This is a genomic window from Kineococcus vitellinus, from assembly GCF_009906315.1.
Classification (GTDB): Bacteria; Actinomycetota; Actinomycetes; order Actinomycetales; family Kineococcaceae; genus Kineococcus; species Kineococcus vitellinus.
Genome location: NZ_JAAALL010000101.1, coordinates 1 through 13,624 on the forward strand (window position 1 = coordinate 1; position 13,624 = coordinate 13,624).

Here is a 13,624-nt window from a genome sequence, read left to right on the forward strand (position 1 = left end):
GCCGGCGGGGCGGGTGGGGCCGCTGGGGCTCGTGCGAACCTAGCGGACCACCACCGCGCCGGCGGCGCACCACGGTGCCCACGATGGCGGACCGCCCGGCACCGCCGTGGGAGGTGCCCCGGGCGAGTCGTGATCGCGGCGGCGGGGCGGCAGACTGGAGGGGTGTCCGCACCGTTGAGAGCAGAGTTCGCCCGTGAGAAGGGCGACGACCTGGACCCCGTCGTGCCCGAGTGGCTCACCGTCCCCGACGTCGCGCAGGTGGCCGGCGTCGACCAGCGCGACGTCCGGCGCTGGCTGCAGGAGCGCGAGCTGATCGCCGTGCGCCGCGGCGAGCGCGGCGTGGCCTCCGTGCCGGCCTCGTTCGTCACCCCCGAGGGCCCGCTGAACCACCTGCGCGGCACCCTGTCGGTGCTGGCCGACGCCGGGTTCTCCGACACCGAGGCCATCCGCTGGCTGCACACCCCCGACGACACGCTGCCGGGCACGCCGATCGACGCCCTGCGCGCCAACCGCAAGACGGAGGTCCGGCGCCGGGCGCAGGCCATGGGCTTCTGAGCCGCCCGGTCCCCCGCCCGCACCGGGCGGGGGACCGGGCGGCTCAGCCCGGCAGCTGCTGCCAGCGGGCCTCGCGCACCCGGGCCAGGCGTGCGCGCACCAGCCCCGGCACCGCCACCGCCAGCCGCCGCGGCACCCCGACCGCCACCCGCCGGCCGACGACGTCGAAGCCCGCGGCCTCCACGACGTCGAGGATGCCGCCGTACAGCTCGTAGGCGGTGCGCAGGCAGTCGCGGCTCGTGGGGTGCACCATCGCCAGGCCCGGTTGCGCCTGCGCGTACAGCTCGCGGGTGCGGGCCGTCTCGAAGGCCAGCAGCTCGCGCACGGCCCGCGGCGTCGTCCCGGCGGCGCGGGCTGCCAGCAGGTCCTCGCGGGTGACGCCGAACGCGTCGAGGTCCTCGGCCGGCAGGTACACCCGGCCGCGGTCGAGGTCTTCGCCGACGTCGCGGATGAAGTTGGACAGCTGGAAGGCCTCGCCGAGCGCCTGCGCGGGGCCCTCCGCGCCGGGGGCGACGGGTTCCAGGACGGGCAGCATCTGCAGGCCGATGACCGCCGCCGAGCCGTAGACGTAGCGGCGCAGGTCCTCGTAGGTGGCGTAGCCGGTCTCGGTGATGTCCATGCGCATCGAGTCCAGGAACGCCTCGACGTGCGCGCGGGGGATCTCCCAGCGGCGCATCGTGGCGGCCATCGCCCGCCCGACCGGGTCGGTGGGGCCGTCGGCCTCCAGCGCCTTGAGGAAGCCCTCCGACCACTCCACGAGCGCCTCGGGGTCGGGGTCGGTGAGGGAGTCGACGAACTCGTCGGCGTAGCGGGCGAAGCCGTACAGCGCCCAGACGTAGGGCCGCTTGGCCGGCGGCAGCAGCAGCGTCGCCAGGTAGTACGTCTTGCCGTGCTCGGCGTGCAGCCGCCGGCACGCCTCGAAGGCGGCGCGCAGCCCCGGCTCGTGCAGCGCGGGGTCCGTGCGCGCCGCCGCGTCGAGCGCGGCGGCGCTGCTGCGGGGCAGGGGGACCTCGGCCGGTGGTGTCAGCGCCATGCCCGCGAACGGTAGCGGCGGTCGCGGCCGGTGACGCGCTCGGCCGCCAGCCGGCCGGAGACGAGCACCATGGGCACCCCCACGCCCGGCTGGGTGCCGGAGCCGGTGAACACCACGTTCTCGCCCCACAGGTTGCCCGGGCGGAACGGCCCGGTCTGCCGGAAGGAGTGCGAGGAGGCGAACGGCGCGCCGTCGGCCATCCCGCGCCGCTCCCAGTCCGCCGGGGTCGTCACGTCCTCCACCTCGACCGCGTCGGCGAAGCCGCCGTAGCCGCGCTGCTCCAGCACCTGCATGACGTGCTCGCGGTAGCGGGGGCCGGCCTCGTCCCAGTCGATGCGCCGGCCGGGCCCGCCCGCCGACAGCGACGGCGTCGGGAACAGCACGTAGTAGATGTGCTTGCCGGCCGGGGCCAGCGAGGGGTCCGAGACGGTCGGGCGCGAGACCAGGACCGAGGGGTCGCTCATGAGCCGTCCGTCCAGCAGCTCGGCGAACACCTCCTTCCACGCGGTGCCGAAGTGGATGGAGTGGTGCACCGGGTCGGGGTAGTCCGCGCTCGAGCCCGCCAGCAGCAGGTAGCAGGAGGGCGAGAAGGCGAGCCCGCGGCGCACGGGCGCGCCGAGCAGGTCGCGCCGCGCCACCGGCAGGTCGGGGTTGAGCACGACCGCGTCGGCGGCGAAGCGGCGCCCGTCGGCGGTGAGGACGGCGGTGGCCCGCCCCCCGCTGCGCTCCACGGCGGTGACGTCGGTGCCGTAGTGGAACTGCACTCCGTGCTTCTCGGCGGCCGCGGCCATCGCCGTCGGCAGCGCGTGCATGCCGCCCTTGGGGAAGAACACCCCGGCCACGGAGTCCATGTAGGCGATCACCGCGTACAGCGCCAGCGCGTCGTAGGGGGAGAGCCCGGCGTACAGGGCCTGGAAGGAGAACATCCGCTGGGTGCGCGGGTCCTTGAGGAACTTCCCGACCTCGGGGGCCATCTTGCGGAACCCGCCGGCCGCCAGCAGGCGCACCAGGTTGGGGCGCAGCAGGTCCAGCGGGGTGTCGATGTTGGAGTCGATGAAGTCGCGGATCTCGTAGCGGTACAGGTTCCCGACGTGCTCGACGAAGCGGCGGTAGCCGTCGGCCTCGGCGGCGCCGCACAGCTCGCCGATCGCGGTGGCGGTGCGCTCGACGTCGGCGGAGACCAGCAGCTGCGAGCCGTCGGCGTAGGTGCCGCGGTACAGCGGGTCGACGGGGTGCAGGTCCAGCCAGTCCGCCACGTCCTCGCCGAGCGCGTCGAAGCAGTCGGCGATGAGGTCGGGCATCGTCAGCACCGTCGGGCCGGTGTCGAAGCGGTACTGCCCGTCGGCGGTGTCGCGCACGACGAGCCCGGCGCGCCCGCCGGGCACGTCCTCGCGCTCCAGGACGGTGACGTTGCGCCCGGCTCCCGCCAGGCGCATCGCGGCGGAGAGGCCGGCGAGGCCGGCACCGACGACGACGACCTCGTCGGTGCGGCCGCTGACGTGCCGGGTGCGGCCCGGCAGCCAGTCGAGGGTGCGGGCGGTGCTCGTGCGGAGGCTCACGGGGTTCCTGTCCGTCGTCTGCTCGGCGGTGGGGTGCTGCGGTGGAGCGGGTGGAGCCGGTGCTGCGGTGGGGCGGGTGCTGCGGTGGTGCGGTGCGGCCGGTGGTCCTCAGGAGCGGCGGCTGGTGGCGGCCACGACGAGCTCGTGCAGCGCCGCGCGGGCCGGTGCGCTCAGGTCGGCGGCCTCGAGCGTGGCGCAGGCGACGTCGACCTGCTGGGCGATGATCGCCTCGACGCCGTCGAGGGCGCCGGTGTCCACCAGCACGGTGCGCAGCGCCTCGACGCCGTCGGCGTCCAGGTCCGGCGCGCCCAGCAGCCGCTCCAGGACGCCGGCCTGCGCGGGGGTGGCCGCCTGCACGGCGAGGCCGACGAGGACCGTCCGCTTGCCCTCGCGCAGGTCGTCGCCCGCGGGCTTGCCCGTCTCGGCGGGGTCGCCGAAGACGCCGAGGACGTCGTCGCGCAGCTGGAAGGCCTCCCCGAGGGCCAGGCCGAAGCGCGAGTAGTCGGCGAGCAGGCCCGCCGGTGCGCCGGCGATGGAGCCGCCCAGCAGCAGCGGGTGCTCGATGGAGTACTTGGCGCTCTTGAAGGTGACCACCCGGCGGGCGCGCTCGACGGCCCCGGCGGCTCCGCGCTGGGTGGAGGAGGCCTGCTCCAGCATGTCCAGGTACTGCCCGCCCATGAGCTGGGTGCGCATGACGTTGAAGACCCGCCGCCCGCGCGCCAGGGCGTCCGCCGGCAGCGCCGCCCGCGAGAACAGCTCGTCGCTCCACGCCAGGCACAGGTCTCCCGCCAGCACCGCCCCGGCCAGGCCGAAGCGGGTGCTGCTGCCGTCCCAGCCCGCCTGCCGGTGCAGCGCCTCGAAGCGGCGGTGCGCCGCCGGCTGCCCGCGGCGGGTGTCGGAGTCGTCCATGACGTCGTCGTGGATGAGCGCCGCGGCCTGGAACAGCTCCAGCGCCGCGGCCGCCGCGACCACGCCCTCGTCGGGCAGGTCCGGGTCGGCCCCGCGCCAGCCCCAGTAGCAGAACGCCGGCCGCAGCCGCTTGCCGCCGCGCAGCAGGGCGGAGACCGCCTCCAGCACCGGTGCGCAGTCCTCGCTCACCTCCTGCAGCACCGCGGACTGGTCGGCGAGGAAGTCCGCGAGGACCTCCGACACCGCCGTCCTCAGCTCCGACGTGTCCTCGATGGCGCGTGGTTGCACGTCCGGTCGCTGGCCCGTCCGGGCGTGCGCGCCGGTCACGGGCAGGTCACGCGGGGGCTGGTCCTACCGTGGCCGGGTGCCTGGGATGGACCGCGACAGCTACCTGCGGCGCTGGTCGTCGCTGCACGGGGGTGCGCACGCCGGCGGGATCGTGCGCGGCTGGCTCACCGCGGTGCACGCAGTCGCCCGCCCGCTGGCCGCCGCCGGGGTCGCCCCGGCCGCGGTGACGCTCACCGGGCTGGCGCTCGCGGTCCTGGCCGCGGTGGCCGCGGTGGCGGGCGGCCGCGGCGGCGGGGCGGCCGTGGCGGCCGGGGTGCTCCTCGTGGCGGCCGGGCTGCTCGACAGCCTCGACGGCGCGGTCGCCGTCGTCACCGGCCGCACCAGCGACCGCGGTGCGCTGCTGGACGCCGTCGCCGACCGGGTCGGGGACGCGGCGTGCGCCCTGGTGCTGTGGGGGTGCGGCGCCCCCGCTTGGCTGGCCCTGACCGCCGGCGGCCTCGCGCAGCTGCAGGAGTACCTGCGCGCCCGCGCCCAGGGCCTCGGGGTCGCCGACGTGGGGGTCGTCAGCGTCGCCGAGCGCCCCGTGCGGCTGGCGCTCGCTGCCGCGTCGGCCGTCGCCACCGCCGCCGTCGCCTGGCTGGACTGGGCGACGCTGGGGGCCGGGGTGTGGGCGGTGCTCGGGCTCATCGGCTTCGTGCAGGTGGCGAGCGCCCTGGGCCGCCGGCTCTAGGGCGCCCCGGCGCCCCGGGCCGCTCAGGCCGGGCCGACGAGGTCGGCGACGATGCGCGCCGACAACCCCACCAGCGGCAGGCCGCCGCCCGGGTGGGCGGTGCCGCCGACGAGGAACAGCCCCGGCACCGGCGAGCGGTTGGCCGGGCGCAGGAACGCCGAGCGGGCCCCGTCGCTGGAGGTGCCGTAGATCGCGCCGCCGTCGCTGCCGGTCAGCGCCTCCAGGTCCGCCGGGGTGCGCACCTGCGCGAACCGCAGCCGCGCCCGCACGTCCAGGCCGCGGGCCGCGAGCGCGTCCAGCACCGTGCCGGTGTACCGCTCCACGAGCCCGGCCTCGCGCCAGTCGGTGCCGCCCGGCGCCCGGCCGCCGGGGTCGTGCACGGGCGCGTTGACGAGGACGAACCACGCCTCGCTGTCCTCGTGCGGGCGCAGCGCGGGGTCGTCGGGGGCGCTGACGTACACCGTCGGGTCGGCCACCGGCCGCCCGGCGGCCAGGTCGGCGAACTCGGCGTCGTAGTCGTCGGGGAAGAGCACCGTGTGGTGGCGCAGGCCCGGGGTGCGCCCGTCCAGGGCCAGCAGCAGCACGAACCCCGACGAGGAGCGCCGCCGCGCCGCCGGCCGCGAGCGCGGCCGCGGCAGCAGCCGGCCGTACAGCTGGGCGGCGTCGACCGCGGAGACGACGACGTCGGCGCGCAGCACCCCGCCGTCGGCCAGCCGCACCCCGCGGGCGCGCCCGCCCTCGGTGAGCACCGCCTCCACCGCGGTGCCGGTCCGCAGCCGCACGCCGCGCTCGACCGCGCGCTCGGCCACGGCCAGCGCCAGCCGGTGCAGGCCGCCGCGCACGTACCAGGCGCCGAACGCCTGCTCCACGAACGGCACGGTCGCCAGCGCCGCGGGGGCCTTGGCGGGGTGCGAGCCGGAGTAGGTGGCGTAGCGGTCCAGCAGCACCCGCAGGCGCTCGTCGTGCAGGTAGCGGCGCCCCAGCGAGCGCAGGCTGGCCCACGGGGCGACGGTGCGGACGTCGGAGGTGCTGCGCGCCAGCCGCAGCAGGGTCCGCGAGCCCTGCAGCGGGGACTCCAGGAAGGGCTCGCGGGCCACGTCCCAGATGTCGGAGGCGCGGCGCAGGAAGGCGGCCCACTGCTCGCCGGTGCCCGCGCCCAGCGCCTCGTCGAGGGCGCGCACCACGCTCGGCAGGCCGTCCCCGGGCACGTCCAGCTCGGTGCCGTCGGCGAAGCGGTAGTGGGCGACCGGGTCCAGCGGCACGACGTCCAGCACGTCCTCGATCGGGGCGCCCGTCTTGAGGAAGAGGTCGCGCTGCACCGCCGGCAGCGTCAGCAGCGAGGGCCCGGTGTCGAAGGAGAAGCCGTCGCGGCTGTACCAGCCGAGCTTGCCGCCGACCTCCTGCGACTGCTCGACGAGCTCGACCTCGTGCCCGAGCGCGGCCAGCCGCGCGGCCGCCGACAGCCCGCCCAGCCCCGCGCCGACGACGACGACCCGGCTCACAGCGGGCGGCCCTTCCACGCCAGCTCCCCGCGAGCGTGCCGGCGCCGGGAGTCGGCCAGCAGCCCCAGCAGCAGCGCCACCGAGGCCGGGTGCGCGAAGGCGTCCGGCAGCGAGCGCCCGCCCGTGCGCTCGGCCGCCGCGTAGCGGCCCACGACGGCCGCGAGGTAGCCCGCGGCGCCCACGGGCGAGCCCGCGAGGGCGGCCAGCGGCGGCAGCAGGTAGGTCAGCGCGAGACCCGCGCCGACGGCCACCGCGCCGGGGCCCGAGCCGAACGCCGACCACAGCGACTTCGCGTACCCCTCGCGCAGCGCAGGCCAGTCCTCGTACATCCGGCAGGTCGCCAGCGCCGTGCCGTCGGCCACCCCGCCGCGCCCGCCGGCGGCCTTGACCGCGCGCAGCAGGGCGATGTCGTCGAGGACCTCGGTGCGCACCGCCGCGTGCCCGCCCGCGCGGTGGTAGGCCGCCGCGCCCACCAGCAGGAACTGCCCGTTGGCCGCGGCCAGCGAGGGGTGGGCGGAGACCTCCGCGCGCCGCAGCGGCAGCGTCGTCAGCCACGACCACTGCAGCAGCGGCTGCACGAGGCGCTCGCTCCACGTCAGCGCCAGCTGGCGCGGGTAGGGGCACAGCAGGTCCAGGCCGGTGGCGCGCAGCAGGTCCACGCCCGCGGCCACGGCGTGCGGGGCGAGCACGACGTCGGCGTCGACGAAGACGAGGACCTCGCCGGTGGCGGCCTCGGCCAGGCGCTGGCAGGCGTGCGCCTTGCCGAGCCAGCCCGCCGGCGGCCCGTCGCCGCGCAGCAGCCGCACCCGGGGGTTCGCGGCCGCGACGGCCTCGACGACGTCGGCCGTGCGGTCGGTGGAGGCGTCGTCGTAGACGAGCACCTCGTGGTCGGGCAGGGCCAGCTGGTCCAGCAGCGAGGTCAGGCAGCTCCCGACGCGCTCCTCCTCGTCGCGCACCGGCACCAGCACGCTCACGCGCCCGCGCACCTCGGGCGGGTCGAGCGCCGGGGTGCGCAGCGCCCGCGCGTTGAGCAGGGAGTGCGCGGTCAGCGCGGTCGCCGCCGCGGAGCCGGCCCAGGTCAGCGCGCGCCAGGCCCTCGCGCTCACCGCGCGTCCCGCCGCAGCGAGCGCAGGTAGGGCAGCACCGTCAGGCCCATCGCGGCGCCGCCGTAGGCGGCGACGTGCGGGCGGCGGAAGAAGACGGCGTTGGCCAGCGTCGAACCCGCCCACGTCCAGCCGAGCAGCGCGGCGGGCACGGTGGGGGGCACGGTGGCGGGCGCGTCCCCCTCCCGCTCGCTGCCCGCCTCGGCGGGGACGGCGGCGTGCAGCGCGGCGCAGATCAGCGTGGCGGTCAGCAGCCAGCCGGCGTAGTTGCCCAGCGGGATCCCGGGTACCCCGGGCAGGTGCGGGTGCGGCTGCTCGAAGGCCCAGTGCCCCTCGGCGGTCATCTGCGGGTCCAGGAAGAGGTCCCAGCTCGCCAGCGTCCACGCCGCGGCGCCGACGGCGACGACGTCGCGGGCGGGGCGGTCCAGGTCGCGGGCCAGCCGCCGGCCCAGCTGCAGCGCGGGCTGGGCGAGCATCGTCCACGCCAGCGGCACGACGACGGGCACCCCGAGCACCTGCGGGCCCAGGGAGCGCGCGTAGCGGTAGCGCCCGAACGGCCGGCCCGTGCGGGTGCCCACCACCTCCACCGCCAGGCCGAGCCCGCCGGCCACGGCCAGCGTCGCCAGGCCCGAGCGCACCCCGCCGCGGCGGACCGCGTCGGTGACCGCGGCCGCGGAGAACGCCGCGACCGAGCCGATGGTCGTGCGGTGCAGCGCCCGCCCGCGCAGCAGGGGGTGGGCGACCTGGGTGAGCACGGCCGCACCCGTGAGGGCCCCGGCCAGCGCCGGTGCGAGTCGAAGGGGCACGGCCAGCACTCTAGGAGCGGCCCGCGACAGCGCCGCCCCCGCCCGGCTCAGGGGGTCCGCCCGTCCAGCGTGCCGCGCACGTCGAGGACGGCGAAGCGCGCGAAGAGCTCCTCGGCGTACCAGCCCTCCCGCGGGGTGCGCCGCACCACGTCGCGGTGCGCGCTGGTGCGGTGGGCGAACTCCCGCAGCGCGGCCGTCGACTCCCACAGCGAGAAGGTGCCCTGGTAGCCCAGCGGCGCCTCGCCGACGCCCAGCGCGCACCGCAGCCCCGGCACGGTGCGCAGCTGCTGCGACACCGGCGGCACCGACCTCCAGAAGGACGCCGCCCGCGCCGGGTGCAGCCGCGCGCGGGTGATCGAGGCGACGGGGCCCTCGTGCTCGCCGCGGCGGCGCGCGCCGAAGGGTTCCACCCCCGACCAGCGGCCGCGGCTGGTCAGCGGTGCGAGCCGCACCTGCAGGCGCTCGTCGGCCAGCCGGCGCCAGGCCTGCGCCGTGGCGGAGCGCTCGAAGCGGTCGGCGTCCGCGGCCTCGGCCCAGGCGACGAGGAGCGCCCACCGCCGGGGGTCGGCGTCGCGGACGGTGAAGGTGCGCCCGCTGCCGGTGCCCATCAGCTTGGCGAACCGGGCGCCGGGGGTGCGGGCCAGCGCGGGCCGGTCGGCCGCCATCCGCCACAGCGCGCCGGGGACCCGCCGCGGCGGCACCGTCCACACGTCGAGGGTGACGAGGGCGGGCGCGCCGGTGGCGTCCGGGGGGTCGGTGGGCACGCGCCGAGGCTACGGGCGCCGCCCGCCGCCCGCGCGGGACGCCCGGCCGGGCGGGCGGCCGCGACGTTCAGCGGCCCTCCTCCGCCTCCACCTGCTCCGCCTCCTCCACCGCGTGCACCGCGTGCGCCGCGTGCGCCGCCTGCGCCACCTGCTCGCGCACCAGCGCCGCGACGTCGGCGGGGCGGTCCCACGCGGGCACGTGGCCGCAGTCGTCCCACTCCAGCCAGCGCGCGTGCGCCGGTGCGCGCTCGCGCAGCAGGTGCGAGGGCGGCACCACCCGGTCGCGCCGGCCGGCGACGACCGCCACCGGCACCCGCACCTGCCCGGCGCGCTCGAAGAGGCCCGCGGCGATCCCCGCGTCGGCGGCGGCGTAGCCCGCGGCGGCGGCGACCGCGGCGACCGCGGTGCGCGCCACCTCGGGCGGCAGCCGGCGCGGGGCCGCGCTCGTCGCGCCGAACGCCAGCGCCCGCCCCCACGCGCTCGCGGTGACGTCCACCGGCAGCCGGGCCGCCCACCGGGCGAACTGCTGACCGGTCGGCAGCAGCGGCGGGCGCCGCCGCGGGGCGGCCCACAACCCGGCCGGGGTGAGCGCGGTGACGGTGGCGACGGCCGGCCGGGCCCCCGGGCGCCCGGTGGCCGCGCCGTCGTCGGCGGCGGCCTCCAGGCACGCCCAGCCGCCCAGGGAGTGCCCCACGAGGTGCACGGGCCGCCCGTCCTGCTGCGCGAACCGCCGGGCCAGGCGGTGCAGCCGCCGCCCCAGGGCGCGCGGGCTCATCTCGCCGACGTCGTCCACGGGCGGGCTCTCGCCGTGGCCGGGCAGGTCGGGCAGGACCAGCCGGTGCTCCGCCGCCAGGTGCGGCACGACGAGCGACCAGGTGCTCGCGGCGCTGCCCAGGCCGTGCACGAGCACCACCCGCGGCGCCCGGGCCCCCGCCTGCTCCACGAGGTGGACGGCCAGGCCCTCCGGTGCACTCATCCGATCTCGACGGGGTGCCCTCCGGTGAGGCGGAGGAGCTCGTCGTAGCGGGTGCGGAACAGCGTGTGCGGGTGCCCGGCGGGGACCCAGACGACCGGGTGCAGGGCCAGGGCGACGTCGACGAACGTGGGCAGCGGCTCGGCGAGCCCGATAGGGGAGGCAGAGCCGAGGACGGCGCCGGTGCAGCGCAGCACGTCGAGGTCGTCGTCCACGGTCAGCTCCGGTTCGCTGAGCACGGCCGCCAGGGCCGGCGGGAACAGCCGGTGCACCCGCGAGGAGACCACCATCAGCCGCCGCCCGTCCCGGGTGGTGAGCACGGTCGTCCGGGCCAGCGCCGCGGTCGCCACCCCGAGGTGGGCGGCCACCTCGGCCGGTCCGCTGAGGTCGGCGGGCAGCTCGCGGACCTCGCCGGTGGCGCCGAGCGCGACGAGCGCCGCCGCCGTGGCCTCCACGGCCGGGGCCGGCACGCGGGCCGGTGGCACGACGGCCGGTGCCTCGCTCGTCCCCGTCCACCTCATGCCCCACCACGGTAGAGCGGTGCGGGCCCGGCGTCGCGCCGAGCGGGCGGTCCCGCGGCCCTCAGCGCGTGAGCACGTCGGTGCCCTCCAGCAGGTGGATCGGCACGGGGGCGGAGACGACCGCGGCGAGCCCCTCGACGGGCCGGTACGGCAGCCCCGCGATCGTGTACTCCCCGCGGTAGGCGGTGGTGAGGACGATCTCGTGGTCCCCGCCGCGCACGTAGGTGTGGGTGAGCTCGTGCGCGGGGTACGGCGCCCCGGGCGTGCTCGTGGGACCCAGCGTCCCGCCGTCGCCGAAGGACCACGTCCACGACACCGGGGTGGCGCGGACGGTGACCGGGAACCCCAGGACGGTCGTGTCGCGCACGACGGTCTCGGCCCGCGTGTGCACGATGACGGGCACGTTGACGAGCGCCTGCCCGTCGCCGGGCTGGACCTCGACCGCCCCGGCCGGCAGGCCGACGCGCTGGAGGTCGGCGAGCGTCACGGCCGGCACCTGCACGGGAGCGGCGGCCGCGGCGGCCTCGCTGGTGCACCGGGTCCCGCGGCTGGTCCACGGCCCCTCGCCGGTGCGGGCCCAGACCGTGGTCAGCAGCTGCCCCGGCGGGCAGTTCGCGCCGGCGGCGCGGCAGGAGTTGTCGCTGGCGGGCACGTCGGGGGTGTTGCGGCTGCAGGCCGGCGTGTGGACGACGGTGACGGGCGGGCCCGATGGGCTTTGTGCGGACCTTCCCCCGGAGTCGCCCGTTCGTCGTCCGGGAATTGAGGTCTGAGCATCGACGACCACATCGCTCCCTCGCGCGACTCCTGAGGATTTCGGCTTGGCCGTTGCAGTGCTCGGCGAAGCGGAGAACGTCAGGGCCAGTGCGGCACTCCCGGCGATCACCAGCCGCTTGCACCTCATTCGACTTCCCACACGACCCATTGGTTCTGCAGCCACTTCAAATCCAGGGCGGTCCGACCTTCGAGGAGTTCTGGAACTTCGTCGATGACCGTGCCAGCAGCATCCACGACGCTGTGTGCTGACCGGTTGGTGATCACCGTCAGGCCGAGTTCTCCCGAATGGGGGTGCCAGTAGTCGTAGTCAGTTCCGCGGAAGACGAGCTCCAGACCCACACTCGAGTAGCCCCGCTTGCGGTACTCGTCGATCTCCTCGGCGTAGTAGGTGCACCCGGTGCAGCCGGGGTCGGAGATCCGCCGCAGCAGGCTCGGGTCGCCCGTCTCGCGGGCGTGGTTGAGCACGGCGACGAAGTAGATCGCGAAGTAGCTCGCGCCCTCCTCGGTGGGCACCCGCCCCAGCGGGTCGAGCTCCGGCGCCGGCAGGGACCTCGTCGCCAGCGGCGTCGGCGCTGGTGCAGCGGCCGGCGCGGCGTCCGCCGCCTGCGGCGGGGCGGGGACCGGCGCAGCCCCGGGTGCCGCTCCCGCGGACGCGGTCGCGGGAGCCCCGGTGGCGGCGGGGGCCGGCGCCGGGGTGGACGGCGCCGGTCCCGAGCAGCCGGTGAGCAGCCCGAGGGCGGTGAGGGCGGCGACGGGCACGGCCGGGCGGAGCGGGATCACCCGCGCACGGTGGCACGCGCCGCCGTCCCCGCGCCGGTGCCGGGAGGCCTCCTGTGGACAACCGGCGGCCGTGTGGGGGACCGCGGCGCGTCCCGGTGGAGCGGCCTGCGCTGCCGCGGGCGGCCGATTCACCGTTGACGCGGCCCGAGGCCCGTGGTGTAGCTTCGAAGTGCGTTCGAACGGTTGTTCGATCGTGGTGGCCGCTCGGTGGTGCGGCCCGTGGGGAGGGGAAGCTCCGCGGGCCGCGCCGCCGGGTGCGTCGTCCGGGCCGCTTCCCCCGGCCCGCTCACCGCGGGAGCACCCGCGGTGCCGGTTCCAGCGGAGAGGGTGAACAGCGGTGCGACGGTTCTCCGACGAGGTGCACGTCCGGTCCGGTGCGCTGGGCGAGGCGCACGACGCCCCCGTGCAGTTCGTCTGGCGCGGACGGCTCTACGTGGTGCGCGAGCTGCTGTCCCGGTGGCGGGAGCGCCGGGCGTGGTGGGAGCACTCCGCGGTCGCCGCCGTGCACGGGGACGAGCCCGCGGTGACGGCGGTGGGCGCCGGTCGCGGCGGGGCGGCGAGCACCGCGCGGCCGGTCCTGGAGCTCGGCGACCTCGAGCGCGAGGTCTTCCGGGTCGAGGCCAGCGTGGGGCGCTGCGCGGCGAGCGGCGTCTACGACCTCGCCCGCTCCGTCGCCCTCGGGACGGCGGCAGTGTCGGAGGGCACTGGTACCACTGCTCGTGGTGACGCGGACGGCGCGTGGCAGCTGCTGCGCGTCAGCGACTGACCGCACCACCCGAAGGATCCACCTGAAGGCACCACCGACGCCACACCTCTCAGCCAGATCGCACAGGAGCTCGCGATGACCACCGCGTCCAGCACCTCCGACATCCCCGACGTCCCCCGGCCGCTCACCAACGCGGCGCTCGACCTCCTCGAGCGCTGCGAGGCCGAGCTCGTCGAGGCGATGCGCGCGGACGACCCCGCCGACCGGTACGTGCACGCCCACCTGTCGGCGTTGCGGGCGGGTGCCGCGCTCGTCGCGGTGCGCGGCCGCCCGGCCGGCCCGCGGCGCAGCAGCCCCCGCAGCGTCTGGGAGATGCTGCCGCGCCTCGACGACTCGCTGCAGGAGTGGGCGGACCTCTTCGCCTCCACGGCGGCGACGCGCTCCGCCGTCGAGGCCGGTCGCACCGGCGCGGTGGACGCCGCCGCCGCGGACGGCCTGCTCGCCGCCGCGGAGCGGTTCCACCGCGTCGTGGAGTCGATGCTCGGGCTCAGCGCCGTCCACCCGCTGGCCGGCTGACACCGGCTGGGGCGCGGTCCGCACCGCACCCCGGCACCTCCTCCC

The 13,624-nt window shown here is 77.4% G+C and carries 15 protein-coding genes; 4 read left to right on the forward strand and 11 right to left on the reverse strand.

Annotated elements, in window-relative coordinates; all coding sequences use genetic code 11:
• The first annotated feature begins 162 nt into the window (after positions 1-162).
• Entirely contained in the window at positions 163-555 is a 393-nt protein-coding gene (locus GTQ99_RS10785) for an Rv2175c family DNA-binding protein (protein WP_166615736.1), read from the forward strand.
• 43 nt (positions 556-598) lie between these two features.
• On the opposite strand, the gene GTQ99_RS10790 is transcribed toward GTQ99_RS10785, so the two are convergent.
• The 3 genes from GTQ99_RS10790 to GTQ99_RS10800 all read right to left on the reverse strand — a co-directional run bounded on the left by GTQ99_RS10790 (position 599) and on the right by GTQ99_RS10800 (position 4,299).
• Positions 599-1,588: a phytoene/squalene synthase family protein gene (locus tag GTQ99_RS10790; RefSeq protein WP_166615737.1), complete on the reverse strand. Its 990-nt coding sequence runs from the start codon at positions 1,586-1,588 to the stop codon at positions 599-601.
• Positions 1,579-3,147 carry a phytoene desaturase family protein gene (gene crtI / locus GTQ99_RS10795; RefSeq protein WP_338074913.1) on the reverse strand — a complete coding sequence of 523 codons (1,569 nt, stop codon included), beginning with the start codon at positions 3,145-3,147 and terminating at the stop codon, positions 1,579-1,581. Before crtI ends, GTQ99_RS10790 begins: the two co-directional genes overlap by 10 nt.
• A gap of 108 nt (positions 3,148-3,255) precedes the next feature.
• Positions 3,256-4,299 carry a polyprenyl synthetase family protein gene (locus tag GTQ99_RS10800; protein ID WP_338074914.1) on the reverse strand — a complete coding sequence of 348 codons (1,044 nt, stop codon included), beginning with the start codon at positions 4,297-4,299 and terminating at the stop codon, positions 3,256-3,258.
• A 130-nt stretch (positions 4,300-4,429) separates the two neighbouring features.
• Between GTQ99_RS10800 and GTQ99_RS10805 the strand changes: the two genes are divergently transcribed.
• Positions 4,430-5,074 carry a CDP-alcohol phosphatidyltransferase family protein gene (locus GTQ99_RS10805; protein WP_240897185.1) on the forward strand — a complete coding sequence of 215 codons (645 nt, stop codon included), beginning with the start codon at positions 4,430-4,432 and terminating at the stop codon, positions 5,072-5,074.
• Between the two features lie 23 nt (positions 5,075-5,097).
• On the opposite strand, the gene GTQ99_RS10810 is transcribed toward GTQ99_RS10805, so the two are convergent.
• From GTQ99_RS10810 to GTQ99_RS26855, 8 genes are all read right to left on the reverse strand, one after another.
• Positions 5,098-6,576: a phytoene desaturase family protein gene (locus tag GTQ99_RS10810; protein ID WP_166615740.1), complete on the reverse strand. Its 1,479-nt coding sequence runs from the start codon at positions 6,574-6,576 to the stop codon at positions 5,098-5,100.
• Complete coding sequence (locus GTQ99_RS10815; RefSeq protein WP_338074915.1) at positions 6,573-7,682, reverse strand: glycosyltransferase family 2 protein; 1,110 nt, start codon at positions 7,680-7,682, stop codon at positions 6,573-6,575. Before GTQ99_RS10815 ends, GTQ99_RS10810 begins: the two co-directional genes overlap by 4 nt.
• Positions 7,679-8,485 (reverse strand): carotenoid biosynthesis protein, encoded by an 807-nt coding sequence (locus GTQ99_RS10820; protein WP_166615741.1) that lies wholly within the window; start codon positions 8,483-8,485, stop codon positions 7,679-7,681. The genes GTQ99_RS10815 and GTQ99_RS10820 overlap by 4 nt, the downstream gene beginning before the upstream one ends.
• A gap of 47 nt (positions 8,486-8,532) precedes the next feature.
• Positions 8,533-9,249: a monooxygenase gene (locus GTQ99_RS10825; RefSeq protein WP_166615742.1), complete on the reverse strand. Its 717-nt coding sequence runs from the start codon at positions 9,247-9,249 to the stop codon at positions 8,533-8,535.
• A 67-nt stretch (positions 9,250-9,316) separates the two neighbouring features.
• Complete coding sequence (locus GTQ99_RS10830) at positions 9,317-10,225, reverse strand: alpha/beta fold hydrolase (protein ID WP_166615743.1); 909 nt, start codon at positions 10,223-10,225, stop codon at positions 9,317-9,319.
• Entirely contained in the window at positions 10,222-10,743 is a 522-nt protein-coding gene (locus GTQ99_RS10835) for an aminoacyl-tRNA deacylase (protein WP_166615744.1), read from the reverse strand. The genes GTQ99_RS10830 and GTQ99_RS10835 overlap by 4 nt, the downstream gene beginning before the upstream one ends.
• A gap of 61 nt (positions 10,744-10,804) precedes the next feature.
• A complete protein-coding gene (locus tag GTQ99_RS10840) occupies positions 10,805-11,395 on the reverse strand; it encodes a PKD domain-containing protein (protein ID WP_166615745.1) in 591 nt (196 codons plus the stop codon).
• Positions 11,396-11,640: 245 nt separating this feature from the next.
• Positions 11,641-12,297 (reverse strand): DUF6318 family protein, encoded by a 657-nt coding sequence (locus GTQ99_RS26855; RefSeq protein WP_166615746.1) that lies wholly within the window; start codon positions 12,295-12,297, stop codon positions 11,641-11,643.
• A gap of 337 nt (positions 12,298-12,634) precedes the next feature.
• On the opposite strand from GTQ99_RS26855, the gene GTQ99_RS10850 reads away from it, so the two are divergent.
• Both GTQ99_RS10850 and GTQ99_RS10855 read left to right on the forward strand, forming a co-directional pair.
• The gene (locus tag GTQ99_RS10850) at positions 12,635-13,063 is read left to right on the forward strand and encodes a DUF6504 family protein (RefSeq protein WP_205707226.1); all 429 of its coding nucleotides are present in this window, start codon (positions 12,635-12,637) and stop codon (positions 13,061-13,063) included.
• A gap of 75 nt (positions 13,064-13,138) precedes the next feature.
• Positions 13,139-13,579, forward strand: coding sequence for an SAV_6107 family HEPN domain-containing protein (locus GTQ99_RS10855; protein ID WP_166615747.1), 441 nt, complete (start codon positions 13,139-13,141; stop codon positions 13,577-13,579).
• Positions 13,580-13,624 lie beyond the last annotated feature (45 nt).